General features: G+C 63.6%; 24 protein-coding genes. 5 read left to right on the top strand and 19 right to left on the bottom strand.

All coding sequences use genetic code 11. The features are described 5' to 3' along the window. Window positions 1–241 precede the first annotated feature (241 nt). On the bottom strand, window positions 242–1,594 hold the full coding sequence (gene glmM / locus EN781_RS02930) for a phosphoglucosamine mutase (protein ID WP_126057883.1): 1,353 nt from the start codon (window positions 1,592–1,594) through the stop codon (window positions 242–244). 372 nt (window positions 1,595–1,966) lie between these two features. On the opposite strand from glmM, the gene EN781_RS02935 reads away from it, so the two are divergent. Further along, window positions 1,967–2,983, top strand: a complete 1,017-nt coding sequence (locus tag EN781_RS02935) for a hypothetical protein (RefSeq protein ID WP_126057882.1) — start codon at window positions 1,967–1,969, stop codon at window positions 2,981–2,983. Between the two features lie 610 nt (window positions 2,984–3,593). Next, entirely contained in the window at window positions 3,594–4,052 is a 459-nt protein-coding gene (locus EN781_RS02940; RefSeq protein WP_126057881.1) for a hypothetical protein, read from the top strand. 268 nt (window positions 4,053–4,320) lie between these two features. On the opposite strand, the gene ftsH is transcribed toward EN781_RS02940, so the two are convergent. From ftsH to ybgC, 10 genes are all read right to left on the bottom strand, one after another. Then, window positions 4,321–6,255 carry an ATP-dependent zinc metalloprotease FtsH gene (gene ftsH, locus EN781_RS02945; protein WP_126057880.1) on the bottom strand — a complete coding sequence of 645 codons (1,935 nt, stop codon included), beginning with the start codon at window positions 6,253–6,255 and terminating at the stop codon, window positions 4,321–4,323. A gap of 124 nt (window positions 6,256–6,379) precedes the next feature. Further along, window positions 6,380–7,792 (bottom strand): tRNA lysidine(34) synthetase TilS, encoded by a 1,413-nt coding sequence (gene tilS, locus EN781_RS02950; RefSeq protein WP_126059329.1) that lies wholly within the window; start codon window positions 7,790–7,792, stop codon window positions 6,380–6,382. Window positions 7,793–7,850: 58 nt separating this feature from the next. After that, window positions 7,851–8,936: a tol-pal system protein YbgF gene (gene ybgF / locus EN781_RS02955; RefSeq protein ID WP_126057879.1), complete on the bottom strand. Its 1,086-nt coding sequence runs from the start codon at window positions 8,934–8,936 to the stop codon at window positions 7,851–7,853. 177 nt (window positions 8,937–9,113) lie between these two features. Continuing rightward, a complete protein-coding gene (pal, locus tag EN781_RS02960; RefSeq protein ID WP_126057878.1) occupies window positions 9,114–9,620 on the bottom strand; it encodes a peptidoglycan-associated lipoprotein Pal in 507 nt (168 codons plus the stop codon). Between the two features lie 241 nt (window positions 9,621–9,861). After that, window positions 9,862–10,104: a four helix bundle protein gene (locus EN781_RS35075; RefSeq protein ID WP_245455345.1), complete on the bottom strand. Its 243-nt coding sequence runs from the start codon at window positions 10,102–10,104 to the stop codon at window positions 9,862–9,864. A gap of 182 nt (window positions 10,105–10,286) precedes the next feature. Beyond that, window positions 10,287–11,591 carry a Tol-Pal system beta propeller repeat protein TolB gene (gene tolB, locus EN781_RS02970; protein WP_126057877.1) on the bottom strand — a complete coding sequence of 435 codons (1,305 nt, stop codon included), beginning with the start codon at window positions 11,589–11,591 and terminating at the stop codon, window positions 10,287–10,289. 39 nt (window positions 11,592–11,630) lie between these two features. Then, the gene (locus EN781_RS02975) at window positions 11,631–12,788 is read right to left on the bottom strand and encodes an energy transducer TonB (protein ID WP_126057876.1); all 1,158 of its coding nucleotides are present in this window, start codon (window positions 12,786–12,788) and stop codon (window positions 11,631–11,633) included. Window positions 12,789–12,795: 7 nt separating this feature from the next. Continuing rightward, entirely contained in the window at window positions 12,796–13,248 is a 453-nt protein-coding gene (gene tolR, locus EN781_RS02980; protein ID WP_126057875.1) for a protein TolR, read from the bottom strand. A 9-nt stretch (window positions 13,249–13,257) separates the two neighbouring features. Next, entirely contained in the window at window positions 13,258–13,968 is a 711-nt protein-coding gene (gene tolQ / locus EN781_RS02985; protein WP_126057874.1) for a protein TolQ, read from the bottom strand. A 307-nt stretch (window positions 13,969–14,275) separates the two neighbouring features. Beyond that, window positions 14,276–14,749, bottom strand: a complete 474-nt coding sequence (gene ybgC / locus EN781_RS02990) for a tol-pal system-associated acyl-CoA thioesterase (protein ID WP_126057873.1) — start codon at window positions 14,747–14,749, stop codon at window positions 14,276–14,278. 52 nt (window positions 14,750–14,801) lie between these two features. Here ybgC and EN781_RS02995 point away from each other — a divergent pair, with 52 nt between their 5' ends. Continuing rightward, window positions 14,802–16,052, top strand: a complete 1,251-nt coding sequence (locus EN781_RS02995; protein ID WP_126057872.1) for a cellulase family glycosylhydrolase — start codon at window positions 14,802–14,804, stop codon at window positions 16,050–16,052. A 10-nt stretch (window positions 16,053–16,062) separates the two neighbouring features. Here EN781_RS02995 and EN781_RS03000 read toward each other — a convergent pair whose 3' ends face one another. The 6 genes from EN781_RS03000 to EN781_RS03025 form a co-directional block, all read right to left on the bottom strand. After that, window positions 16,063–16,965: a metallophosphoesterase gene (locus tag EN781_RS03000; RefSeq protein WP_126057871.1), complete on the bottom strand. Its 903-nt coding sequence runs from the start codon at window positions 16,963–16,965 to the stop codon at window positions 16,063–16,065. 129 nt (window positions 16,966–17,094) lie between these two features. Further along, on the bottom strand, window positions 17,095–18,126 hold the full coding sequence (gene ruvB / locus EN781_RS03005; RefSeq protein WP_126057870.1) for a Holliday junction branch migration DNA helicase RuvB: 1,032 nt from the start codon (window positions 18,124–18,126) through the stop codon (window positions 17,095–17,097). Window positions 18,127–18,171: 45 nt separating this feature from the next. Then, window positions 18,172–19,296, bottom strand: a complete 1,125-nt coding sequence (locus EN781_RS03010) for an RNA ligase (RefSeq protein WP_127399762.1) — start codon at window positions 19,294–19,296, stop codon at window positions 18,172–18,174. A gap of 239 nt (window positions 19,297–19,535) precedes the next feature. Continuing rightward, window positions 19,536–20,156 (bottom strand): Holliday junction branch migration protein RuvA, encoded by a 621-nt coding sequence (gene ruvA, locus EN781_RS03015; RefSeq protein ID WP_126057867.1) that lies wholly within the window; start codon window positions 20,154–20,156, stop codon window positions 19,536–19,538. A 10-nt stretch (window positions 20,157–20,166) separates the two neighbouring features. Continuing rightward, window positions 20,167–20,676, bottom strand: a complete 510-nt coding sequence (gene ruvC / locus EN781_RS03020) for a crossover junction endodeoxyribonuclease RuvC (protein ID WP_126057866.1) — start codon at window positions 20,674–20,676, stop codon at window positions 20,167–20,169. Window positions 20,677–20,952: 276 nt separating this feature from the next. After that, window positions 20,953–21,483, bottom strand: coding sequence for a DUF1465 family protein (locus tag EN781_RS03025; RefSeq protein WP_126057865.1), 531 nt, complete (start codon window positions 21,481–21,483; stop codon window positions 20,953–20,955). 534 nt (window positions 21,484–22,017) lie between these two features. Between EN781_RS03025 and EN781_RS03030 the strand changes: the two genes are divergently transcribed. After that, window positions 22,018–22,569: a DUF2269 family protein gene (locus tag EN781_RS03030; RefSeq protein WP_126057864.1), complete on the top strand. Its 552-nt coding sequence runs from the start codon at window positions 22,018–22,020 to the stop codon at window positions 22,567–22,569. A 38-nt stretch (window positions 22,570–22,607) separates the two neighbouring features. Here the strand turns inward: EN781_RS03030 and EN781_RS03035 are convergent, their stop codons facing one another. Beyond that, entirely contained in the window at window positions 22,608–23,378 is a 771-nt protein-coding gene (locus tag EN781_RS03035; RefSeq protein WP_126057863.1) for a sulfite exporter TauE/SafE family protein, read from the bottom strand. Between the two features lie 183 nt (window positions 23,379–23,561). Between EN781_RS03035 and EN781_RS03040 the strand changes: the two genes are divergently transcribed. Further along, complete coding sequence (locus EN781_RS03040) at window positions 23,562–24,020, top strand: GNAT family N-acetyltransferase (RefSeq protein WP_126057862.1); 459 nt, start codon at window positions 23,562–23,564, stop codon at window positions 24,018–24,020. 38 nt (window positions 24,021–24,058) lie between these two features. On the opposite strand, the gene EN781_RS03045 is transcribed toward EN781_RS03040, so the two are convergent. Beyond that, window positions 24,059–24,493 carry an SRPBCC domain-containing protein gene (locus EN781_RS03045; RefSeq protein WP_126057861.1) on the bottom strand — a complete coding sequence of 145 codons (435 nt, stop codon included), beginning with the start codon at window positions 24,491–24,493 and terminating at the stop codon, window positions 24,059–24,061. Between the last annotated feature and the right edge of the window lie 57 nt (window positions 24,494–24,550).

Raw genomic sequence — 24,550 nt, forward strand, 5'->3', positions numbered from 1 at the left:
CTTGTATTGAACATGCTGTCACCCCTAAGAAGCCTCGGGACGACACCCGCCCGAAGATGATTGACTTCGGGTTTGGATAATGAATTGCAAAGGTTAAAAGCCGTTTAACCGTACCGATTAACCACGAATCTATACAATTTTAGATAGAGTCGCATTGCGAACAGGGCCGACCGCATCGCTCGCGCACGGACAAAAAAGCCCGCCTGACGGCGGGCTTGCAGAGCTGGATTGCTTCGCGCACTCAGGCGGCGCTGCGCGTTTCCGAAATGACGCCGACGAGATCGTTGACGACAGCCTCGACCAGCTGCGGGTCGTCGCCCTCGGCCATGACGCGGATCAGCGGCTCGGTGCCGGAGGGCCGGATGACCAGCCGCCCGGCCTTGCCGAGCCGGTTGCGCGCATCCTCGATCGCCGCCTTGACCGGCGCCTCCTCGAGCGGCTTGCCACCGGCGATGCGGACATTCTTCAAGAGCTGCGGCACCGGCTCGAACTTCTTTGACAGCTCGCTGACCGGCCGGTTCTGCCGCTTGATGCAGGCCAGCACCTGCAGCGCCGACACAAGCCCGTCGCCCGTGGTCGAGAAATCCGAGAGCACGATGTGGCCGGATTGCTCGCCGCCGACATTCAATCCATGCGCGCGCATGTGCTCGACGACATAGCGGTCTCCCACCTTGGTACGGTGCAGCTGCAGCTTCATGTCGCCGAGGAAGCGTTCGAGGCCGAGGTTGGACATCACTGTCGACACGACACCGCCGCCGGCCAGACGCCCGCTCTGGTGCCAGGACTCGGCGATCAGTGCCATGATCTGGTCGCCATCGACGATGGCGCCGTTCTCGTCGACGATCACCACCCGGTCGGCGTCGCCGTCGAGCGCGATGCCGATATCGGCGCGCACTTCATGCACCTTCTTCTGCAGGCCGGCCGGATGGGTCGAGCCGCATTCCTTGTTGATGTTGAAGCCGTTGGGCTCGACATTGATGGCCACGACCTCGGCGCCGAGTTCCCAAAGTGCCTCGGGCGCCACCTTGTAGGCGGCGCCGTTGGCGCAATCGACGACGATCCTGAGGCCCGACAGCGACATTGAGCGCGGCAGCGTACGCTTGGCGAATTCGATATAGCGGTCGTGCACCCCGTCGACGCGCTTGGCGCGGCCGAGCCCGTCGGAATCAGCAAGCGCCAGCTCGATATCCTTGTCCAGCATGCCCTCGATGCGCTCCTCGATCTCGTCGGAGAGCTTATAGCCGTCGGGGCCGAACAGCTTGATGCCGTTGTCATAATACGGATTGTGCGAGGCCGAGATCATCACGCCGATGTCGGCGCGCAGCGAGCGCACCAGCATGGCGACCGCCGGCGTCGGAATGGGGCCAAGCAGGAACACGTCCATGCCGGCCGCGCACAGGCCCGACACCATCGCGTTCTCGATCATGTAGCCGGAAAGCCGCGTGTCCTTGCCGAGCACGACGCGGTGGCGATGGCTGCCGCGCTGGAACGAAAGGCCTGCCGCCATACCGACCCGCATGGCGACCTCGGCCGTCATCGGAAACTTGTTGGCGCGTCCGCGAATGCCGTCGGTGCCAAAATACTGCCCTGCCATGCGTTTCTAGATCCCCGTCGGTTTTTCAGCCGCCCGTATTGCCACAATTGAGCCGCACCCGATCATCACATTTCGTGATTATATATTACCATTCCTTAGAAAATCATTGTGCTGGGCTGGTCAAGTGATTCGACAGCCTAACATGGCCGTCCAGTCTTGCGGCAATGGACCAGGCGTTGCAGGTCCGTTGGCTGTAGATTCGCCCCGCAAACCTTGCTCAGGCGGACCAGATCGCAAGGATTCCATCACCTTATCGGGAGGAACACAGTTTGTGAGGGCGTCCGCGCTGGTAGCATCTGGCGCGGGCGGGCGTTGAGGGCTATTGGTTTCGCAAAGGGACAACCTATGGGCGACAGCAACGGAGAAAACGCCATGCTCATCCATCGACTTGCAACCTTGACGGGATTAGCCGTCGCAACCTTGTTCCTGGCGGCGCCGGCCAACGCGCTTACCATCGCCGAGTGTAGCACCAAGTATAACGCGGCAAAGGACGCCGGAACACTTAACGGCCAGACGTGGAACCAGTTCCGCAAGGCTGAATGCGGCACCGATGCCGCCGCAACCACCGACACCAAGCCCGCCAAGAAGACGGCGAAGGCAAGCGATGCGGCCAAGTCCGACTCCAAGGCGGCCGCCGCCGACGACGACAACGCGGCCAAGGGCCTGACCGCGAAGGAATGCAGCACCAAGTACCAGGCCGCAAAGGCTGCCGGCACCTTGAACGGCATGAAGTGGAACGACTTCCGCAAGAGCGAGTGCGGCGCCGGAGCCACCGCCGCAGCTGCCGACGCCAAACCCGCCAAGACCACCAAGGCGGCGGCCGCGACCGAGGAGACCGCCAAGGGCCTGACCACCAAGGAATGCAGCGCCAAGTACCAGGCCGCCAAGGCCGCCGGCACGTTGAACGGCGTCAAGTGGAACGACTTCCGCAAGGCCGAATGCGGCCCCGGCGCAACCGCCGCGGCGGAACCCGCCAAGGCAACGACCAAGGCCGCCGCCGCTGAAGGAGGCAAGGGCCTCAGCATGGCCGATTGCAGCGCCAAGTACCAGGTGGCCAAGACCGGCAACAAGCTCAACGGCATGAAGTGGAACGACTTCCGCAAGGCAGAGTGCGGCGCCGCCGCGGACGACGACGACACGGTGCCGGCTCCGACGGAGGCGACCTACACCAGCGAACCCGAGAAGCCGTCCGTTGCCGCTCCCAAGGGCGTGAAGTTCCCGACGGCGATCTCCAAGAAGTTTGCCAGCGAGACCCCGGCCAAGGGCCGCATGCACACCTGCCTCGAGCTGTACTATGCCAACAAGGACGCCAACACGCTGAACGGCCTCAAGTGGATTCAGAAGGGCGGCGGCTTCTACAGCCTGTGCAACGCCAAGCTGAAGAGCTGATTTCGCTTCGTTTACGGTTGACGAAGGCCCGCGAACCGTAAAGTTCGCGGGCCTTTTTCTTTGTTGGGCGTGTTTGAGCGAGTACGCCGCATCTGATTTGCGAGTTGGCCAGCGGATATTTCTGAGGCGTTTTTGCTGCCCCTCACCTGCCTGCCGGCTTCCTCTCCGGGGAGAGGGGCGCTCTCATCGCCGATTTCGCCAATCGCGAACGTTGCAGGAAAAGCGCCGGGGCCGCGGCCGGCCACCTTCTCCCGTCACTATACGGGGAGAAGTGCCCGGCAGGGCGATGAGGGGCAGCGCCGGCTTTTGAAAAGAGAGCGGGTCAAAAGCAAAAACGTCACGGACCAGCCGCTGCGTTTTTGGTAGGTGTTCGCTTATCATCACCCCTGCAGCTGGGCTCCATGCCGCCTTCCGGCTCCGGGCCCTTCTTGCCGCGGCCGCCGGCGCCGGCCTTGCTCGCATCTGCATCTCTCTGGAGCGATCGGTATCGTCAACCGCCACACTTCCCACCGCCAGGCTTTATAGTAGCTCGCAAAAATTCTGATTGAACATATGCAGAACAAACAGTATACAAAAAGACATCGATCTCGTTAGCAACCCGGAGGGTCTTATGTCTAGTTTGAAATTGGCCGTATTGGCTGTGACGGCATTGGTTGCGTGGGGCGTCGCCCCTGCAAGCGCACTGACGATGAAGGAATGCGGAGAGACCTATCGCGCAGCCAAGGAAGGCGGCACTCTGAACGGCATGGACTGGGCCGCTTTCCGCAAGGAGAAATGTGCGATGCCCGTTGCCGAGAGTGTCAGCACGGATACGGTCAAAACCGAGCCGCAGCCGAAAAAGGAAACCAGCGCGGCGGTCGCGCCCCCCGTAGCGCCGGCGGGCGTGACATTCCCGACCACGCTGGCCGCCGAGTTCAAGACCGAAAAGCCCGCGAAGGCGCGGATGAAGACCTGCCTGCAGGGGTACCACGGCAACAAGGAGGCAGGTACGTTGAACGGCCTTCGTTGGATCCAGAAGGGCGGCGGCTATTACAGCCTGTGCAATGCGCGGCTGAAAGCTGAATCATAAAAATCGGATACGGCGGATAAGGCGATTCCCACGCGCCAAGCCGTCATCCTCGGGCCTGTCCCGAGGATCTGCTGTCGGGCGACGGGAGCTGGAAACCGCCAACCCGGTTGCGTTGGCAGGTCCTCGGGACAGGCCCGAGGATGGCGCTTCAACGCACATCCGGCGCGTCTCCTGATTTACAACGCGTCGCGTGAAGCCGTCGGATAGGTCAAACCAAAGATTAGAGCGCTTCTGCGTTCCCTGAAACGGTGAAGCGCTCTGATCTCGACTAGCCCTGCGGCTGCGGCTCCATGCCGCCTTCGGGCTCCGGGCCCTTCTTGCGGCGGCCGCCGGTGCCGGCCTTCGGCACGGCCGAGCCACGGCTGGGCGGCGTGTCGTCGCCGAGGTCGCGCGCCGGCTTGTGGCCGGCGATCAGCTGCTTGATCTCCTCGCCGGTCAGCGTCTCGTATTCGAGCAGGCCTTGCGCCAGCGCGATCCATTCCTTCTTCTTCTTGGTCAGGATCGCCTTGGCCGTCGAATAGGCGTCGTCGATCAGCCGGCGCACCTCGGCATCGATGATCTGCGCCGTCTCTTCCGAGATGTTCTGCGTGCGCGCCACCGAATGGCCGAGGAAGACCTCTTCCTGGTTGTCGCCATAGGCGACATGGCCGAGCTTGTCGGAGAAGCCCCAGCGCGTGACCATGGCGCGCGCCAGCTTGGTCGCCTGCTCGATGTCGGAGGAGGCGCCGGAGGTGATGTTCTCCTTGCCGAACTTGAACTCCTCGGCGACGCGGCCGCCCATCATGATCGCCAGGCGCGAGATCATGTACTTGTAGCTCATCGAATAGCGGTCGCCTTCCGGCAACTGCATGACCATGCCGAGCGCGCGGCCGCGCGGGATGATCGTCGCCTTGTGCAGCGGATCCGCGGTCGGCACGTTGAGCGCGAGGATCGCGTGGCCGGCCTCGTGATAGGCGGTCAGTTCCTTCTCGGCCTGCGTCATCGCGGACGAGCGGCGCTCCGCGCCCATCATGATCTTGTCCTTGGCGTCCTCGAACTCGGCCATGGTGACGAGGCGCTTGTTGCGCCGCGCCGCCATCAGGGCGGATTCATTGACGAGGTTCATCAGGTCGGCGCCGGAGAAGCCCGGCGTGCCGCGCGCGATAACCTTGAGGTCGACATTTGGCGCCAGCGGCACGTTGCGCACATGCACCTTGAGGATCTTCTCGCGGCCGACGATGTCGGGGTTCGGCACCACCACCTGGCGGTCGAAGCGGCCGGGCCTGAGCAGCGCGGGGTCGAGCACGTCGGGCCGGTTGGTGGCGGCGATCAGGATGATGCTTTCGTTAGACTCGAAGCCGTCCATCTCGACCAGCAACTGGTTCAGCGTCTGTTCGCGCTCGTCATTGCCGCCGCCCAGCCCGGCGCCGCGATGGCGGCCGACCGCGTCGATTTCGTCGATGAAGATGATGCAGGGCGCGTTCTTCTTGGCCTGGTCGAACATGTCGCGGACACGGCTGGCGCCGACGCCGACGAACATCTCGACGAAGTCCGAGCCGGAGATGGTGAAGAACGGCACGTTGGCCTCGCCGGCGACCGAGCGGGCAAGCAGCGTCTTGCCGGTGCCGGGAGGGCCTACCAGAAGCACGCCGCGCGGGATCTTGCCGCCGAGGCGCTGGAACTTCTGCGGGTCGCGCAGGAACTCGACGATCTCTTCCAGGTCTTCCTTGGCCTCGTCGACGCCGGCGACGTCCTGGAAGGTGACGCGGCCGTGCGCCTCGGTCAGCAACTTGGCCTTCGACTTGCCGAAGCCCATGGCGCGTCCGGAGCCGGACTGCATCTGGCGCATGAAGAATATCCAGACGCCGAGGATCAGGATCATCGGCAGCCACGAGATCAGGTAGCCGAACAGCGAGTTGGAACCGTCGGATTCAGGCCGGGCGTTGATGGTGACGTTCTTGTCCTGCAACCGCGACACCAGCGACGGATCGCCGGGCGAATAGGTTTGGAAGCCGGTCGAACTGTCGGTGTAGGTGCCGGAAATGCGGGCGCCGGCGATGGTCACCGTCTTGACCCGTCCAGCCGCGACATCCTGCAGGAACTGCGAATAGGCGACCTCGCTCGAAGCGCCGCGCGTCTGCGGCGTCTGGAACAGGTTGAACAGGGCGATGAGCAGGACCGCTATGATCGCCCAGAGCGCGAGGTTGCGATAGTTCGGATTCATCTATTGTCCCGTTGGAGCCCGCGGACGGACACGCATGATCAGAGGAAGCTTGGGCCTAACATAGGGAGAGCGCCTCCCCTTGCCAAGCATAACAGCACGTGTGGGTTAAGCTTTCGCCCAATCATCAGGCGGCACTGTGGCCGCGGAAAGGCAAGGCCGGGAGCGGCGGCGCGCCGATCAGCCGGGCCACGGCGGCGGCGGGCGCAAGATCGAAGGACGGTAGGAAGCGGGCAAAAGGCGCAACGGCAGGGACGACGCCAATCTCCGTGAGAGCCGCGCCCTCACCGGGAAAACCGATGCATTCCGTCCCGCGCCACAATGCCGGCTCGGCGGCTAGCGCCGCGCGCGCAAGACTTGGTGGCGCGCCGCCCTCGGCAACAGCCCGCTTGCCCGCCGTGGCCGCGCCGAGCGGCGCGATCAACAATGCGCCTTGCCTGTTGCTCAGCGTGATGCGCCGGCGACCGTCCCAAAGGCCGTTATTCACGGCCAGCGCCGCCTCAGGCAGGCCGCGCGATTCGCGGCGGAGGTAGATGCCGGAGCGCCTGGCGTCGATCACCGTCCGCGACAATGTAGCGCAAAGCGGTCCGGCCCGAAACCGCTCGAACAGCGCTTGGCTACGGATCGCATCCGGCAGGAAGGCAACGCCCCCGACGGTCGCAAGCAGGATGCGCAGGGCATAGACGGCGGCCTCGGCATCGCCGGGTGCGGCGAAAGCAGGATCGAGACGGATGAGGCCGGGGACCGGCATGCCGGCAAGGTCGCGGATCAGCATAGCCGCGTGCCGCCCAAGCTCGTCACGACTCGCGGCGGCCTGCCCGGCCGACGCGGTCGCCTCCGCGAAACGCCGCGCGCCATCGTCACCCGCAAGAGCGGCCCGCATGCGCGGTCGCTCGAAATGCTGGTCGACATTGGTCGGATCCTCGGCCCAGCCGATGTTGTGGCGCCGCAGCACATCGCGCAGCGCCGCGCGTCGCGTGCCGAGGAATGGCCTGACGATCCAGCTTTGCCAATCATAGAGGGTGGCCGGCGCCATGCCGGCAAGCCCGCGTCCCTCGCTGCGCGCGCCCTCGTCGCTGGCCTCCTCGTCAGGTCTCCCTTCTTCACGGGCCGCTTCTTCACGCGCTTGCCGCATCAGCACCGTCTCGGCCTGGTCGTCGGCGGTGTGGCCGGTCAGGATGAGGCCGATGCCTTCTGCATGCGCCGCCTCCGCCAGCAGCCGGTAGCGCGCCTCGCGCGCGGCGGCGGGCAGGCCGGACGATGGCTTCATCCCCGACCAGACGATGGTGCGGTGCGCGATGCCGCGCTCGGCGCAGAGCCTGGCCACGCCGCGCGCTTCCGCCGCCGAGCCTGGCCGCAGATCGTGATCGATCGTCACCGCCAGCAGCCTGGTTGCGGGCGCAGTTCGGTCGAGATGGGTCTTGAGGAGGATGAGAAGGGCGGTCGAGTCGCTGCCGCCGGACACGGCCGCAATCGCGCCGTCAGATAAATCGATGTCAGAAAAAAGCCGTTCCGAAAGGTCAGGCCCGGTGTCGAGCATCACTGGGTGTCGCCTAAAAGTGGTCCCGATTTGGGGACACCGACAGGCAAGCGGAAAGCTAACACGCCGCGAGCGCCCGTTCCTGCTTGACGCGCTCCTTGAGCGCGCTGGAGATGTCGGGATAACGCTTGCCGATCTCGCCGAAAGTGGCGCAGGCCACATCGTTCTGCTTCAGCCCGACCAGCGACACGCCGAGCTTCAGGAGCATGTCGGGAGCCTTCTTGGCCTTCGGGTAGTCCTTGCTGGCGGCGAGGAAAACCTCGGCCGCGTCGCGGTATTTCTGCTGGCCGAGCAGCGATTCACCAAGCCAATAGTGGGCGTCCGCCGCCCTGGAGTCCTTGGGGAAGCGGCCGATGTGATCGCGGAAACCCTGTTCGGCGGTGCCGTAATCGCCCGACAGGATGAACTGGTAGGAGTTGCGGTAGAGCTCGTCCGGATCGTTGGTCGAAGGCAATGCGGCAACCACAGTGCCTCCGGACTTGGTGCCTTCGGCGGTTGCGGCCGGCGCCGCCGGGGCGGTGGCCTGAGTGTTTTCGTCGGCGTTCACCACATTGCCGTTCTTGTCGACGGTGATGGTGCCGAACGGCTTCGGCGGCGCGCCGGTGATTACCTTGCCGGGGTCGCCCGTCTGCGATTCCACGATGACCTCGCCGACGCTCTGGCCGCCGCCGGACGACTGGGCGCCCGCATCGGCCGGCGGCTGGGTCGCCGGGGCCGCGGCGACACTGTTGTCGGTGCCATTGTCGCTATTGCCATCGCCGCTCGGAGGCGGTGCGGCCTCCGACTTCTTCTGGCTGGCCGGCTGCTGCCCGCCTTGCGTGCCGCCCTCGAGTTGCTGGAAGCGGAACTCGTTGTCCTCCTGCTGCTTGCGGATCTGCTCCTGCATCTGCAGTATCTGGAAATTGAGTTCCTCGATCTTGCCGTTCATCTGCCTGAGTTGGTCTTCCAGGCCAGTGGCGCCGGCGCCGTCCTGCTGCGCGATCTGCTGCTGTTGCGGTTTCTTCTTGTCGCCGAAAATGCCGAGCGTCGGCAGGTGGAAGGAGAACCCGCTATCGGCAGGCTGCCCCGTGCCGGCTGCCGGGGCGGCGATGCTTGATACGAGCAGCAGCGCAAGCGTGCCGCTGAGGACCGTTCTGAAATGCATTCTTTCTCTCGCCGTGAAATTGATAGCCCGTTGCGCCCTTCCGATTCAGAGTGGGACCAAGCGCCCTCGGCTCATAGCAGGGCGCGAGACTTCGGCCAAATTTTGTTTCAGGGCGCTGGATATGAAAAAGGCGGCCATTTGGCCGCCTTTCGCATGGTGCTGTTGTATTTTTGCCAATCAGGATCCGGCGCCCGAAAGCGTGGTGACGGCGCGGCGGTTCTGCGACCAGCAGGAGATGTCGTCGCAAACGGCGACCGGGCGCTCCTTGCCGTAGGAGATCGTCTTCAGGCGCTGGGCCGAAACGCCCTTGGAGACCAGGAAGTCGCGGGTGGCGGCGGCGCGGCGGGCGCCGAGCGCCAGATTGTACTCACGCGTGCCGCGCTCGTCGGCATGGCCCTCGATGACGATGGCATACTGCTTGTACTGGTTCAGCCACTGCGCCTGGCGCGACAGCGTCGTCTGCGCGTCGGCGCGGATCGAGGACGAATCCGTGTCGAAGAAGATACGGTCGCCGATGTTGACGGTGAAATCCTGGGCGGAGCCCGGCGTCGCGGCGCCCGCGCCGTTGAGGCCGAGATCGGCCGCGCTGTTCGGGGTCTTCTTCGAGGCGCAACCCGTGATGGCGAGTGCCGCCACCAGCGCGATCATGGCCGGGTTTCTGGTAAGTGCTGCGATACGGCCCATGCCGCCTCTCCTTCGCATTCGAGTGATTTCGTTGATCACCCAGTAACCACGTTTGGGTTAACCGGCATTCAAGAAACACGGTTAAAATTTGGTATTAGGCCGCCGTCCGCGGCCGTTACGCCCACGCATTACCAAGGGCGACAATGCGCGCGGACCGTAGGCGGAAATGCGGCCAAAACGCGACCAGCCTGTGAAAAAGGGGAATTGAAGAACTGAAGAATTGGGGAATTGAGGAAAAGGATCACTTCAATCTCTCCCTCAGATTCACCAGCATTCCATAGATGTGGACGTAGGATTGCTGCCATTCGTCGCGTTGCGCTTGCGTGATGTAACCAAGATCGAACGCATACGAAATCCACTTTTCAACTTCGCTGCAGGATCCCATAGCCATCGAAATGAACCGCGCGAATTCGGGTCTGGAATGGGTCTGCTTGGCGAAGCCCTCCGCCAGATTGGCGCAAATCGCCTTGCTGGATCGACGCATTTGGTCGGCAGTGCGTATTGCTCGATTTTCGGAAAAACGAGCGTCGCTCTGTGGACGTCGAGGGAAGCTGCATAAGCACGCCTATAGACTTCCAAATCCTTGGCGCGCTTGATGTAACTGCCCTCTTTCTCCATTCTTCAATTCTTCATTTCATCAGTTCTTCAATTCTCCTTTTCGACCGCTCACTCAAGCAGCGGCGACCAGGCCGGGTCGGACGCGAAGTTCGAGGTCGGGATCGACTGCTCGTTGCGGCCGGTGAGGTCGACCGAAACCAGCTTCGGACCGCCGGCTGAGTCGCGGAAGAACATCAGCACGCGGCCGTTGGGCGCCCAAGTCGGTCCCTCCTGCTGGAAGCCGGACGACAGAATGCGCTCGCCTGAGCCGTCGGTCTTCATGACGCCGATCTGGAACTCGCCGCCGGTCTGCTTGGTGAAGGCGATGAGGTCGCCGCGCGGCGACCACACCGGCGTCGAATAGACGCCGTCGCCGAACGATATGCGGGTCTGGCCGGAGCCGTCGGCGCCCATTACGTAGATCTGCGCGCGGCCGCCGCGGTCGGAGGTGAACACCACCTGGCTGCCGTCGGGCGAATAGGACGGCGAGGTATCGATGGCGGTGGAATTGGTCAGCCTTGTGGTCGAGCGGCTCCTCAGGTCCATGGCGAAGATGTTGGAATTGCCGTCGTCGCGCAGCAGGCTCATGATCACCTTCTGGCCGTCGGGCGAGAAGCGCGGCGCGAACGTCATGCCGGGGAAGTTGCCGACCAATTCGCGCTGCCCGGTCTCGATCTGCAGTAGATAGACCTTCGGCTGGCCGCTCTCATAGGACATGTAGGTGATTTCCTGCCGGTTCGGCGAGAAGCGCGGTGTCAGCACGATCGAGCGGCCGTCGGACAGATAGCGCACGTTGGCGCCGTCCTGGTCCATGATGGCGAGCCGCTTCTTGCGCGCATTCTTGGCGCCGGATTCGTCGATGAAGACGACGCGCGTGTCGAAATAGCCCTTTTCGCCGGTAATCTTCTCATAGATCGCATCGGCGATGATATGAGCGACACGGCGCTGATTGGCGTCGTTGGCGAAAAACTGCTCGCCGGCCAGCTGCGTGTTGCCAAAAATATCCCACAGCCGGTACTGGGCGCGGATGCGGCCGTCCGCCTCCTTGTTCACGCTGCCGGTCACCAGCGCCTGCGCGTTGATGACCTTCCAGTCCTCGTAGCGCGGCGCCGCATCTGGGTTCGTGATCTTTTCGACAAAGGCGGCCTTGTCGATCGGCGCGAACAGTCCGGACCGTTTCAGATCGGCGGTTACGATCTCCGATATCTGCGCGCCAAGCTCTCCCTGAAAGTCGGGGATGGCTATCGGCATCGGCTCGACATTGCCTTTGTTGACGTTGAGCTCGAGGGTTGCTCGAGCAGGCAAGGTGGCGACAGAAATTATGCCCATCGCCATTGCGGCGACCACCAGGAGCGGCTTGAGGATGGATTTCATGTCTTCTCGCTTCTCTTGCTGATTTTTCGGGTGCTCAGGCTACAGGCCAAGCATCGCTCTCGGATCAAAGTTGACGCGAACATCGGACCATATGTCCTGCTTGCCGGCGGGCACCTGCAGCCCGGCGACATCACATTTCTGCACGGCGCGAACCGCACTGGCGTCGAACTGGGGGTTGCCGCTGGACTTTTCGACAGTCGGGCGGCCTTCCAACTTACCGGAGGCGTTCAGGTTGAAGCGAACGACCACGGTGAAATCCTCGGAACCTTCGAGGCCGACCGGGAGGGTCCAGCAATGGCCGAGCTGGTCTTCCAACGCCCCTTGTTCCGACCTTGAGAGTTTCTGGCCCTGGTCCTTTTCGCCGCCGAGCGAAGCCTGCTGGGCCGAGCGCTTGGCGCCGCCACCGGAAGGCTTCTGCTTGTCGAGCAGCGCCGTTATCTCGTCCGCGTTGAACTGCTTGTCTTCCGACTTCGGCTTCGACGACGCTTCCTTGACCGGCTTGTCGGCGTCCTTGCGGTCCGGCGCCTTGGCGCTCTCGGCCTGGGCCGGCTGCGGCTTCGGCCGCGCCTCGGGCGCCGGCGCGGAGTCTGGAAGCTGCGTCGTCTCGGTCGGCGGTTCTTGGGCAATGGCCTCAGCAACGGCGTCCGGCTTGACCTCTTCCTTCGGCTGGATGGCCGCGGTCTTGTCCGGCTGCGGCGCTGGTGTCGGCTCCTTGGCCGGCGTCGGCTTCGGTTCCACCTGCTTGACCGGCTCGGGCTTGACCTCTTCCTTCGGCTGCGGCACCGGCGCCACTTCCGTTGCCGGCGTCGGCTTCGGCGTCTCCTTCGGCTTCGGCGCGTCCTCGGGCTTCGGCTTTTCGGTCGGCGTTGGCGCCGGCGGCGGCGCCGATGTCAGGTCGACCGGCTTCGGCTTGGCCTCGTCCGTGATCGGCTTGTCGGTATCGACGCTGTTTTCGCCGACCTTCTGCGCATCGGGGACGATGTCCGGGCGCTTGGTCGGCGTCGGCGCCGGCTTGTCATGCATCACCGCCTTCTTGTCGCCCTGCAGTGTCTGCGCGATGGCCTCCATCGGCACGATGTCAACCGCCACCGACTCGACATCGGACGCAGGCATGGCAGGCGGCGACGACAGCGTGAACAGCCCGAAGGCCAGCGCCACCGTATGCAAGATCACCGATGTGGTGAGGCCCGTCCTCATCTTGCTTCTACTGATCCTGTTCCTGCAGCGAAACCAGGCCGATGTTCTTGTATCCGGCCGCAGAAATGCGGGCCATCACCTTCATGGCGGTGCCGTAGTCTGTCAGCTTGTCGCCGCGGATGAAGATGCGCTCGTCATAGCCGGTCTTGGAGATCGCCTGCAGCTTGGCCACCAGCTCCTCGATCGGGATCTCGGTTTCCTGCAGGTAGATCTGGCCGGAGGCGTTGATCGAGACGGTAATCGGCTGCGTATCGACATTCATCGCCTTGGCCTGCGTATCCGGCAGGTCGATCGGCACGCCGACCGTCAGGAGCGGCGCCGCGACCATGAAGATGATCAAAAGCACCAGCATCACGTCGACCATCGGCGTGACGTTGATTTCCGACATCAGACCGTGATGGCGGCCGCGCCGCCTGTGGCCGCGCCCGCCGCGTCCCGCCATGCCTACGGACATACCCATGATCGTACCTCAGGCCTTCTGCGCGACTTTTTCATCGATTTGCCGCGAGAGTATGGCGGAGAACTCATCCGAGAACCCTTCCATGCGCACGGCGATCTTGTTCGCGTCTGATGACAGCTTGTTGTAGGCGATGACAGCCGGGATGGCCGCGAGCAGGCCGATGGCGGTGGCGAGCAGCGCCTCGGCGATGCCGGGCGCGACCACCGACAGGCTGGTATTCTTCGAAGCGGCAATGGCCTGGAACGAGGTCATGATACCGATGACGGTCCCGAAAAGGCCGATGAAGGGCGCGGCCGAACCGGTGGTGGCGAGGAAGCCGAGCCGTCCCTCCAGCCGCTCCATCTCGCGCGTCAGCGCCAGGTCCATCGCCTTGTCTATGCGGGTCTGCAGGCCGAGCGGCGATTTCGCTCCCTTCTCGAAGCTCTTCTTCCATTCGCGCATGGCGGCGACGAAGATCGCGCCCATGCCGGTGGTCTTGCGGTCGGCGAGCGTACGGTAGAGCTCTTCCAGCGACTGGCCCGACCAGAACACCTGCTCGAAGCGGTTCAGCGCCAGCCGCATGCGGCCATAGGCGACGAGCTTGTCGACGATGATCGCCCAGGTCCAGATCGAGGCGCAGAGCAGGCCGATCATGACCAGCTTGACGACCCAGCTGGCCTGCATGAACAGCGCCCAAATCGATAAATGCGCGCCCGGTTCGGCGAGTGCGATGTTTTCCATGGTTACGTCCTTAGATTTTCCGGGCGTCGCTGGCGGCTGGGCCCATGGGCATCCCTTGTGGTCCGTTCGCGCGAGCTTGAAGCTTGCGGGATCACCCCGAATGCACCGTTTCGCGGCCTTTTCGGGGCAAATATTGGTGAAAGGAAGGCGTTCGGATTCCGCCAATCTTCACCAATCTCTTCATGAACCGTTATGGTTAAGGATGGGTTATGATATGAAGCGCGGCGCATTGCCGCGCCCCATATCGCAGGGTCGCTGCTCGCATCTGTCGATCAAATGGCTGCGGAGGTCGCCGAGGGCCGAAATATCAGTCGCTTGCCTTTGGCATAAACGCTGCGACCCACTCCCTCGGAAAGCGCCTCGGCCGGCCGTTCTCGCCGATGATCGCCGCCTCGACCTTCGCCTCGACCAGCACCTCGTCGCCGCGCTTCAGCTGCTGCGCCATGAAGATGCGGGCGCCGGAAATATCCTCGGTGCGCGTCTCGATGGTCAGGATGTCGTCCATGCGGGCGGGACTCTTGAAGTCTATCTCCATGCGCCTGACCACCCAGACGATGCGCTCGCCATGCTTGCCATCGGCAAGCTCGGTGTGATGGACGCCGGCGAGCCTCAGATAATCGGAGCGGCCGCGCTCGAAGAATTCGAGATAGCGGGCGTGGTAGACGACGCCGGAGAAATCGGTATCGGCATAGTAGACCCGCGCCATCAGCCGATGGCCGAATTCCGTCAGCGCGCCGGAAAGCCCCGCGCCGAGCGCCGCCGATTCACCATGATCGTCCATCGCGCTTTCCTTTTCTGGCCCGAGCAGGCAGGTGTTGCGGCGCTGGAACCGGATGGCACTGTTGGGCGCGATGATCAAGACCTTGATGGCGGCACTGCTGGCGCTTGGGGCTTTGGCATTGCCCGCCTATGCCGCGACGTTCTCGATGAAGCGCGGCCTCAATCTCGACCAGTGGACGACCTGGACCGGCGAGGAGAAATGGAACGACCCGAACGCCATCCTGCCCTATCCGGAATGGCGAAAGTTCCTCAAGGAGGATGACCTCAAGGCGCTCAAAGATGCCGGCTTCGATTTCCTGCGCATGCCGGTCGACCCCTCCCCCTTCCTGTCCGAAGAGACACTTGCGCTGCGCGACGACCTCTACGCCAGCGTGCTGGACTCGGCGCGCATGATCAACCGCGCCGGGCTGAAGGTGATCGTTGACATGCATCTGATCCCCGCCGGCGGCAACCGCAAGATTGGCATGGGGCAGGTGATGGACGACCCCGGGACCTTCGACGCCTATGTCGATATGGTGCGCAAGATGGCGCGCACGCTGTCAAACGAGGATCCGGGCCAGGTCGCTTTCGAGCCGATGAACGAGCCGATCGTCGACTGCGACGGCGACGGCACAAATCTCTGGCCGGAGCGCCAGAAGAAGCTATTCGCGGCGGCGCGCTCCTCGGCCACCAGGTTGACGCTGATCCTCACCGGCGCCTGCTATTCCAACGCCGCGTCGCTGGCCAGGATCGACCCGAAGCTGATCGCCGACGACAACATCATCTGGTCCTTCCATTCCTACGATCCGTTCCTGCTCACCCATCAGGGCGCGACCTGGGCCGGCGACTTCATCCGCTATGTCACCGGCCTGCCCTTTCCGCTGACAGCCGTGCCGCAGGGGCAGCTCGATGTGGCGCTGGACACGATCCGCGCCCGGATCAAGGCCGAGGCGCCATGGACGCGCCGGAGCGGCATGCTTGCCTATCTCGACGAGCAGGTCGCCAGCATGGACAGCGACGACAAGCTGCTCGGCATCATGGATGCGCCGTTCAAGACGGTCGAAGCGTGGGCGAAAGCCAACGGGATAAGACCGGAAAACATCACGCTCGGCGAATTCGGGATGATCCGCCAGGAATACGGCAACGCCTATGTGATGCCCGCCGAATACCGCGCCGCCTATGTCAGTCAGATGATTGGGCGCGCCGAGGCGCACGGCTTCTCCTGGTCGGTGTGGGGCTATGGCGGTGCCTTCGGCATTGTCGACGCTTTCGACGGCGACAAGGCCGAGCCTGACATAATGAACGCGATCAGGTCGCTTCACTGAAGCGGGCGGTTCAGGCGGACCCGAGATCGATCTGCAGGATTTCCGGGCGCATGCCAAAACGCACCGGCATGATGCTGAAGCCGAGTCCGCCGGACACAATCAGGTTTCGATCGTTTTCGACGACATGGCCATAGGCGTAGCGATTGCCGTAGCGCGAAGGCACGACCGGCGAATAGCCGAACAGCCGCACCTGCCCGCCATGGGTGTGGCCGGACAGCGTCAGCGAAACCCGCCACGGCACTTTCGGGAAGATATCAGGCTCATGGGCGAGCAGGATTGTGGGAGCGCTATCGCTCACCTTGGCCAGCGTGCCATCGAGGTCGTCGAGGCCCCTGGGCTCGTCGCGGCCGTCGCCCGGCAGCAACGCTAGCTGGTCCGCGAGGCCTGCCAGCCAGAAGCCGTGTCCGTCCTTTTCCAGGCGCAAGGCATCGTTTTCCAGCACCGTGATGCCGGCGCCCTCGAGTGCCTTGCGCGCCTCGGTTGGTCCGGCCCCCGCCCTTTGCGCAACAGGATCGTGCCACCAGTCGTGATTGCCGAGGATCGCCTTGACGCCGAGCGGCGCTTTCAGGCCGGACAGGGCCGAGGCCCATTCCGAAGCGGGCACCTCGTCCGTTACCAGGCGCATGCCGGCGACATAGTCGCCGAGCAGGACGATGAGATCCGGACGCAAGGCGTTTGCCTCGGCGGCAAGCGAGGCGATCCGCTCCGGCGTCATCCAGGGACGGCAGGCATGGATGTCGGCGAGCGCAACGACACGCAGCTTGAGGCCCGCCGGCCAGTGCGGTGGCATCAGCGAATAGCGCTTCACATGTGTCAGAAGCATCGGCTCGATGCCGACCGCATAGGCGCTGAGCGACACCATCGACAGGAACGAGCCGCCGATGAGGCGCAGGAAGCCACGTCTGGTGATCATAGGTCCGCCCGGCCCTTGGTATGGCAATTGCGTCAAGCTAGAGGCGGCAATTGCGTCTTCAGCTTGGCCGCGGCGAGCAGATTTTGCGCAGACAGGCCGTTCCCCGCGCAAGTGGGGAACAAATCTGCGTTACTCCTCCTGGAACAGGCTGATCTGCTGCTGCGCCAGATCCTTTGGCGCGTCGAGGCCGAGATGGCGCCAGGCATTGGCGGTCAGCACGCGCCCGCGCGGCGTACGCTGGATGAAGCCCTGCTGGATCAGATAAGGTTCGATGATGTCCTCGATGGCGTCGCGCGGCTCGGAGAGCCCAGCCGCGATTGTCTCGATGCCGACCGGGCCGCCGCCGAAGTTGCGGGCAATCATCGACAGGTATCGGCGGTCGAGCGCGTCGAGACCGAGCCCGTCGACCTCCAGCCTGGTTAGCGCCTCATCGGCGATGCGGCGGTCGACATGGCCATCGCCGGCAACGCTGGCGAAATCGCGCACCCGGCGCAGCAGCCGGCCGGCGATGCGCGGCGTGCCGCGCGCCCGCCTGGCGATCTCCAGCGCGCCATCGTCGCCGAGCGGCATCGAAAGGATGCGCGCGCCACGGCGCACGATCTGCTCCAGCTCCTCGACCGTGTAGAAATTGAGCCGCACCGGAATGCCGAAACGGTCGCGCAACGGATTGGTCAAAAGCCCGAGCCGTGTGGTGGCGGCGACCAACGTGAAACGGGCGAGGTCGATTTTGACCGAACGCGCGGCCGGTCCCTCGCCGATGATCAGGTCGAGCTGGAAATCCTCCATTGCCGGATAGAGGATTTCCTCCACCGCCGGATTGAGGCGATGGATCTCGTCGATGAACAGCACGTCACGGTCTTCGAGATTGGTGAGAAGCGCGGCGAGATCGCCGGCCTTGGCGATGACCGGCCCCGACGTTGAGCGGAAGTTGACGCCGAGCTCGCGCGCCATGATCTGCGCCAGCGTCGTCTTGCCGAGGCCAGGCGGTCCGACGAACAGCACATGGTCGAGCGCCTCGCCGCGTCCCTTGGCGGCGTCGACGAAGACCTTGAGATTGGCCCTGACCGCCGCCTGGCCGACGAACTCGTCGAGCGACTGCGGCCGCAAGCTCTGGTCGGCATCCTCGCCGCGCTTGTCGGGAGCAATGAGGCGGTCGTTCACAAATCCATCCTCGTCCTTGCTGGGGGCATCGCCAAAGGTATCTCATTAACCCACTTCGACGGTCATAGCAGGAGACTTCCATGACATGCCGTAGAGATCACGAATGCTCTCGAGCCGCGACTCATCGTAGCTGGCCCACAGTAGTTGTTTCCTAAGCACTTCGCTGCCGTCTTTTCCATCGAACATGGCAAAAGCCGCCCCCTGGAGTCTCTTATCGAGATTGGAGCTGACTGCCGCTGCGAATTCCTTCCGCTCCCGGCCCGAGTGCCCGGTAACAAAAGCGGCAAGATCGCCAAGGTGTCTGTTGAGCCCGTTGACCACCACAGACTGATAGGCCTTCAGTTCCTCGGCAAGGTCAGCCGCGAGCAGCGGGACCACGTCGTCCACAGCACCCTCTGCTACCCATGCGAGGATGTTTTTTTCATGAGCAAGGCCAGACAGCGCCTTATGCCGCAATGCGTAGAATGCGGTCTTGAGCTTGAACCTCTGACCGTCATCGAAAGCAATGACATAGCCTTCGATACCCTCTTGGCTTCGGGCAATCGTAACGAAATCCCTTGTCGAGCTCGTCATCTGAACCGACTGGATCAGCGGCACGTCGAATTCGGCGGCCAGCGATTGAAGCTCCTGATAGGTAGAATAGAGACCGGTCCGGTTGTCGCGTGCGGCCAGAAGCGTCAGCGACGGCCGATTATACGCGATGACGACCCTGTTTTCGGGGGACGTGAACTCAAAAAGCACCGTCATGCCTGCATCGACGGCCCATTTCGAAAGCTTGCGAATATTCTCACCAGCGTGCGCCAACGCGGCGGTCGATTGTGCCGTGACGCCCATCCGAGTCATGAACACGAGTTCATCACGAACGACACACGGATGAACCATCGAGCCATCGAGCTTCGACAAAACGACATGCGGCACCGTCCAGTCGACGTCTTCCGGGCGCTGTCTCTCACCAAGGTTGAAAAATTTGTGAAACGGGCGGGCAATGAGGCGCCCGTCCTTGGCGAACTTCAAGCCACGGCATTCGAGCGTCATCGGGCTGCGAAAAGTATCGTCGCCCACAAATCCATAGTCGATGACATCATAGTCATCGAAGCGGGTCAGAAAGAAGCCGATGTTGCCCTGAATGTGCGGCAGAACATCGCTTACGGTTTCGATTACCGGGAACATTACCCGCTCCAAATAAAAAGGCCGCTCCAAATGAAGCGGCCTGACGAGTGGATTGCTGTATGAAGCTATCTTCGACAATGCCGCAGGCGCGCGCGACGTTCAGACTCGGCCAGAACCGATCCTGAATTCCCTTCGATATTGGTCGCGAAATGGCGCATGTCGATTACTCATGCAAAAACGGACCGCACTAGAAAACCAAACCACTCTGGAAGTCAATCCAGCCACTGAGTTTCATAGGCTCACCGCGCCAGTTCCTTCAGCCCGAAACGGATCAACTTCGAGGCGTCGGCGCCTTCGCCCGCCGCCTTCAGCGCCGCCGAAACCGCGTTGGCCGCGATGTCGCGCGAATAGCCGAGATTGACCAGCGCCGAGACGGCGTCGGTGATCGGCGCCGGCGCCACGCCCTCGCCGAGCTCCTGCTTCAGCCCGATCGTGCCCGAGGCGGCGCCCGCATAGGCCGGCGCCTTGGCCTTCAATTCGGTGACGATGCGCTCGGCCACCTTCTTGCCGACACCCGGCGCGCGCGACACCATGGCGATGTCGCGCAAGGCGATCGCGTTGGCGAGGTCGGCCGGCGCCAGCGTCGAGAGGATGGCCAGCGCCACCTTGGCGCCGACGCCCTGCACATTGTTCATCAGGAGCCGAAACCATTCGCGCTCAAGCGCCGACTGGAAACCGTAGAGCCGGATCATGTCCTCGCGCACATAGGTCTCGATGAACAGCACCACCGCCTCGCCGGGCGACGGCAGGGAGGCCAGCGTGCGCGCCGAGCAATGGGCGACATAACCGACGCCATGCACGTCGACGAGGCAGAAATCCTCGTCGATCTCGTCCAGCGTGCCCTTCAGTTTGCCTATCATCGCTGTCCCCTTACGCCAGCGCTGCAATCCGGTAGGCGGCGCTTTGCCGGTGATGCGCGTGGCAGATGGCGATGGCAAGCGCATCGGCTGCGTCATCGGTGTCGAACACCGCTTTCGGCATCAGCACCTTGACCATCATGTGGATCTGCTTCTTGTCGCCGTGGCCGACGCCGATCACCGCTTTCTTGACGGCGTTGGGGGCATATTCGGCGACCACCAGCCCGGCGCGCGCCGGCACCAGCATGGCGATGCCGCGCGCCTGGCCGAGCTTCAGCGTCGCCGTCGCATCCTTGTTGACGAAGGTCTGCTCGACCGCGGCCTCATGCGGCATAGCTTGATGCAGCACCTCGACCAACCCATCATGCAGTTGGCAGAGCCTGATCGCGAGCGCCGCCTTGTCGTCGGAACGCACCGTGCCGGAGCCGACGAAGCGCAACGAATTGCCGAGGCTCTCGACGATGCCCCAGCCGGTGCGCCTCAGCCCCGGATCGATGCCGATGATGCGAATCGCTTCCCCCATGCGCCGAGTCTACCTCCAACGCAGGGCGATGCCAGCAAAATGTGAACAAACCAGAAACGGCTCAGGCAGGGACAGGCAGCTTCAGAATTTGGTCTGATGAGCCATATTGCGTTGCTTTCGAGAACCGGAGCGAAGCGTACTCAAGTGCAGTGAGCTGCGCGCAAAATCAAGAAGCGCTACAGCGTCCTTTGCGCGTCCGAAAGGACGCGCGGCGCTGTAGGGAAGCGCAGAAAACGGCGCTGGATGGCCATCAGAGCGAATTATCAAGCTGCCGGATCAGCCGCGGGCGAAGGCCGTGTTCAGCAGGCTGATCTGGTCGGAGACCGGATTGACGCGGCGGGCGGCTGGCGGCATGTCGGCCAGCGCACTGCCGTAGATCTCCTCGTCCATGCGGCGTACCAGCGCCTGCAGGCGCAGCGAGCGGGTGACGAGGTCGAGAAATTCCTTCGGCAGTTCGTTCCAGCCGATCGCCTCGTCATGCGCGGACGCGGTGTCGAGCCGTACCTTGGACTTTTCCGAGGCGACCTGGTCGCGGGTCATCTCGCCGGAATTGGCGGCGCGCTGCAGCAGCAGCCAGGAGGCAACCTGCATCAGCCTGGTGGTCAGCCGCATCGATTCGGCCGCATAGAGCGTCGCAGCCGTCCGCGACAACTTCTTGGCCTCGGCCCGGCCCTTGCCGTCGAGATATTCGGCGGCCTGTTCGACGAGGCCCATGCCCTCCTGATAGAGCGGCTTGAAGGATTGGGAGAAAACCCGGCGCTCCGCCAATTTGATGGTTTTCGCGCTTCCCTTGGAAGGCTCGTTCATCGCTACGCCCCTGCACTGCCGCAAGCCGAATCGGCATTCTTGCCGTAACGCCCTGCACCCTAAAACGACTGAGCTTGAAAATGCGCTTCGCCGCCGGTGAAGGCAAGCACATGTTTAACGAAGGGTTAACGGCCCGGCCGACGGTTCCCGCGGACAAAAAAAGAGCCGCGGATAAGGCGGCTCTCAGGAGTTTAACAGGGAGGCGTCAAACAAAGTGGCTCCAACCACTCGGTAAGAATCCAGATCACTGGATGCGCATAGTAAACGCCTGTAAAGCTTAATGAAGTCTTAACGGCGCCGAGATTTTTTTACCAGGCGCGCCGCTTCTGTGCCGTAACAGGACAGCCGCCGTGATGCCGAATCGGCCCCGGCAATGTGGTTCGGGCCATGGTCCGCCGCACGGCTGCGAATGCCGGTGCCGAAACAAGCCCGCCTCCCACGCGACATCGTTCCGAAACAGGCGCCACGCTAAACGCCCGCTCCTCTGAACCGGCGGGCAAATCCGCTCGACCGCAAATCGCCAGGAGCGAACCCATGGACTGGTATTCGATTGTCAAGTTTCTCCACGTCGTCTCGGCCACTCTGTGGGTCGGCGGCGGTTTCGCGCTGTTCCTGCTTGGACTGCTTGCCGAGCGCGCCGGCAATGTCGAGGGCAAGCTGCAGGCGATGCGTGCCACCGGGCAGTTGGGCAACCGCTACTTCGCGCCGATGTCGATGCTGACGCTGCTGTTCGGCCTCATCATGTGCGCTTTCTGGGTTGGCTTTTCCGACCTTTGGATCCTGATCGGCCTTGCCGGTTACGCCACGACCTTCGCGATCGGCATGCTCGTGTTCAAGCCGAGCGCCGACCGCATGGCCGACATGATCGCGAAGGATGGCGTGACTCCGGCCGTCCTTGCCGTGGGCCAGCGCGTCATGGGCGCCGCCCGCTTCGACTATTCGGTGATGCTGGTGATCATCGCCGACATGGTGCTCAAGCCGACCGTGCACGACATCGCCATCCTCGCCGGCATGGCGCTGGTGGTTGCGGCAGGCGCCACGCTGGCCTTTGGCGGCGGCCGCCGGCTGGTGGAAAGCGCCGCCTGACAGCGCAATTGGCGAGGGCGGCCGGATATTCTCGCCGCCTATATCAGGCCGGCGATCCCGTCCCAGAGCAGCTTGACCGCAACGATCGCGACGGTCGCGTAGGTGAAGGGATAGAAGATCTCCGGCCGCATGCGCCGCACCAGCCAGGCGCCGGCGATGGTCGCCAGCGGCGCCAGCGGCATCAGCACGGCGGACGCCGTCAGGTTGGTGGTGTCGAACTGGCCGAGCGCGAAGTAGGGGATCAGCTTCAGCGCATTGGTGGCGGCGAAGAAGATCGCCGATGTGCCAGACAGCACTTTCGGGTCGAGCCGGATCGGCAGGGCATAGACCTGGAAGGGCGGGCCGCCGACATGGGCGACGAAGCTTGTGAAGCCGGCGACGGTGCCCCAGAAGGCAGCCGCCACGCGGTTGGGCGCAGCTGCATGGTCGGCGCCGTGGCGGAACTGCAGGTAGAGCCAGCGCAGCACGAAGATCAGCGCGACCGCGCCGACGATCAGTCGCACCATCTCCTCGGTGACCAGCGCCGCCGTCAGCCAGCCGAGGCCGATGCCGATCACCGCGCCCGGCATCATGTCGACCAGCATCTTGCGATCGTAGACGCCCCACCACGTCCAGACCGAGACGATGTCCATCAGGCACAGGATCGGCAGCAGGATGGCGGCCGCCTGCACCGGCGGCATGGCCAGCGCCATCAGCGGCACGCCGACGAAGCCGACGGCGCCGCCGAAGCCGCCTTTCGACAGGCCGACGAGAATGACCGCCGGAATGGCGGCGGCATAGAACCACGGATCGCTGAGCAGGCCTGACATGGGGTGAGAGCGGCTGGAGGATGGCGGGAGCCCTGCAATAGACCAGAAAGCGGTATATCGCGATAGCCAATGTGCTCTGGCAGCCGCCTGCGCGATCAACTGTCCGTAACACAGCTTTTGCGGATTTGCGGCAAGCGCATGGCCCATGCATAAGGTCGCCGGACCCGTGCATGAGGTTTGACAATGAGCGAAATCCGCATCCGCCGCGCCGAGGAAGCCGATCTCCCGGCCATCGTCACCATGCTCGCGGACGATCCGCTGGGTCGCGGTCGGGAGGACGCCAGCCAACCGCTGGCCAAATCCTATCGGGACGCCTTCGCGGCTGTCGACGCCGACCCCAACCAGTTCCTGGCCGTCATGACGGATGATGGCCGCGTCATCGGCACGCTGCAGATCTCCTATCTCGCCGGCCTGTCGCTGCGGGGCGCATGGCGCGGCCAGATTGAGGCCGTCCGCGTCGCCGCAGACCGGCGCGGCGAGCGGCTCGGGCAGCTCCTGCTCGAATGGGCGATCGGGGAATGCCGCAAGCGCGGCTGCAGGGTCGTCCAGTTGACGACCAACAAGAGCCGGGCGGATGCGCACCGCTTCTATGAACGGCTCGGCTTCAAGGCGAGCCACATCGGCTACAAGCTGGAGCTCTAGCGGTTGGTGTCGTGGCTGTCGGTAATCGCGGCCGCAGCCTACATCTTGTCAGGTCCCGGGTCGCCGCCGGCGGCGGTGATTGCGAGCCGGCCCAGATAGTGCGTCCAGCCCTTCTCATGGCTGTCGCAAATCTCTCGGTCGGCAAGGCCGCTATGGGTGAGCTTGACCCGCGTTCCGCCGGACTCTTCGACCAGGTCGATTTCAACAAGGCTCGAACCCGGCGGAGTCTGGTCGTTGCCCTCCCAGCCGAAGCTGTAGGCAAGGCGGTGGACGGGTACGACCTCGGTGAATTGGCCGCGTGCCGTGGCCCTTCCTGCCAAATTCAGCAAGTAAAGACCGCCGGGGTTGGGTTCCGCCGTTGCCTCCGTTCCCATCCAGCGCACGATCTTGTCGGGATCTGTCAGGAAGGCGAAAACCGTCGCCGGCGGCGCCGCGATCTGCACCTCACGACGAACGATCAAGGGTTCAGCCATCGAAATCTCCCGGGTGTGCGCGCCGCAACACGGCTCGCCCGACACACGGCGCCGGAC

Origin of the sequence: Mesorhizobium sp. M4A.F.Ca.ET.090.04.2.1 (assembly GCF_003999085.1) — a bacterium.
In the GTDB taxonomy this organism is placed as follows: Bacteria; Pseudomonadota; Alphaproteobacteria; order Rhizobiales; family Rhizobiaceae; genus Mesorhizobium.

What these genes read in the sequence shown, in the direction of transcription:
- glmM (WP_126057883.1), bottom strand. Translation starts at nt 1,594, where the DNA reads ATGGCAGGGCAGTATTTTGGCACCGACGGCATTCGCGGACGCGCCAAC.
- EN781_RS02935 (WP_126057882.1), top strand. Translation starts at nt 1,967, where the DNA reads ATGCTCATCCATCGACTTGCAACCTTGACGGGATTAGCCGTCGCAACC.
- EN781_RS02940 (WP_126057881.1), top strand. Translation starts at nt 3,594, where the DNA reads ATGTCTAGTTTGAAATTGGCCGTATTGGCTGTGACGGCATTGGTTGCG.
- ftsH (WP_126057880.1), bottom strand. Translation starts at nt 6,255, where the DNA reads ATGAATCCGAACTATCGCAACCTCGCGCTCTGGGCGATCATAGCGGTC.
- tilS (WP_126059329.1), bottom strand. Translation starts at nt 7,792, where the DNA reads ATGCTCGACACCGGGCCTGACCTTTCGGAACGGCTTTTTTCTGACATC.
- ybgF (WP_126057879.1), bottom strand. Translation starts at nt 8,936, where the DNA reads ATGCATTTCAGAACGGTCCTCAGCGGCACGCTTGCGCTGCTGCTCGTA.
- pal (WP_126057878.1), bottom strand. Translation starts at nt 9,620, where the DNA reads ATGGGCCGTATCGCAGCACTTACCAGAAACCCGGCCATGATCGCGCTG.
- EN781_RS35075 (WP_245455345.1), bottom strand. Translation starts at nt 10,104, where the DNA reads ATGCGTCGATCCAGCAAGGCGATTTGCGCCAATCTGGCGGAGGGCTTC.
- tolB (WP_126057877.1), bottom strand. Translation starts at nt 11,591, where the DNA reads ATGAAATCCATCCTCAAGCCGCTCCTGGTGGTCGCCGCAATGGCGATG.
- EN781_RS02975 (WP_126057876.1), bottom strand. Translation starts at nt 12,788, where the DNA reads ATGAGGACGGGCCTCACCACATCGGTGATCTTGCATACGGTGGCGCTG.
- tolR (WP_126057875.1), bottom strand. Translation starts at nt 13,248, where the DNA reads ATGGGTATGTCCGTAGGCATGGCGGGACGCGGCGGGCGCGGCCACAGG.
- tolQ (WP_126057874.1), bottom strand. Translation starts at nt 13,968, where the DNA reads ATGGAAAACATCGCACTCGCCGAACCGGGCGCGCATTTATCGATTTGG.
- ybgC (WP_126057873.1), bottom strand. Translation starts at nt 14,749, where the DNA reads ATGGACGATCATGGTGAATCGGCGGCGCTCGGCGCGGGGCTTTCCGGC.
- EN781_RS02995 (WP_126057872.1), top strand. Translation starts at nt 14,802, where the DNA reads ATGGCACTGTTGGGCGCGATGATCAAGACCTTGATGGCGGCACTGCTG.
- EN781_RS03000 (WP_126057871.1), bottom strand. Translation starts at nt 16,965, where the DNA reads ATGATCACCAGACGTGGCTTCCTGCGCCTCATCGGCGGCTCGTTCCTG.
- EN781_RS03010 (WP_127399762.1), bottom strand. Translation starts at nt 19,296, where the DNA reads ATGTTCCCGGTAATCGAAACCGTAAGCGATGTTCTGCCGCACATTCAG.
- ruvA (WP_126057867.1), bottom strand. Translation starts at nt 20,156, where the DNA reads ATGATAGGCAAACTGAAGGGCACGCTGGACGAGATCGACGAGGATTTC.
- ruvC (WP_126057866.1), bottom strand. Translation starts at nt 20,676, where the DNA reads ATGGGGGAAGCGATTCGCATCATCGGCATCGATCCGGGGCTGAGGCGC.
- EN781_RS03025 (WP_126057865.1), bottom strand. Translation starts at nt 21,483, where the DNA reads ATGAACGAGCCTTCCAAGGGAAGCGCGAAAACCATCAAATTGGCGGAG.
- EN781_RS03030 (WP_126057864.1), top strand. Translation starts at nt 22,018, where the DNA reads ATGGACTGGTATTCGATTGTCAAGTTTCTCCACGTCGTCTCGGCCACT.
- EN781_RS03035 (WP_126057863.1), bottom strand. Translation starts at nt 23,378, where the DNA reads ATGTCAGGCCTGCTCAGCGATCCGTGGTTCTATGCCGCCGCCATTCCG.
- EN781_RS03040 (WP_126057862.1), top strand. Translation starts at nt 23,562, where the DNA reads ATGAGCGAAATCCGCATCCGCCGCGCCGAGGAAGCCGATCTCCCGGCC.
- EN781_RS03045 (WP_126057861.1), bottom strand. Translation starts at nt 24,493, where the DNA reads ATGGCTGAACCCTTGATCGTTCGTCGTGAGGTGCAGATCGCGGCGCCG.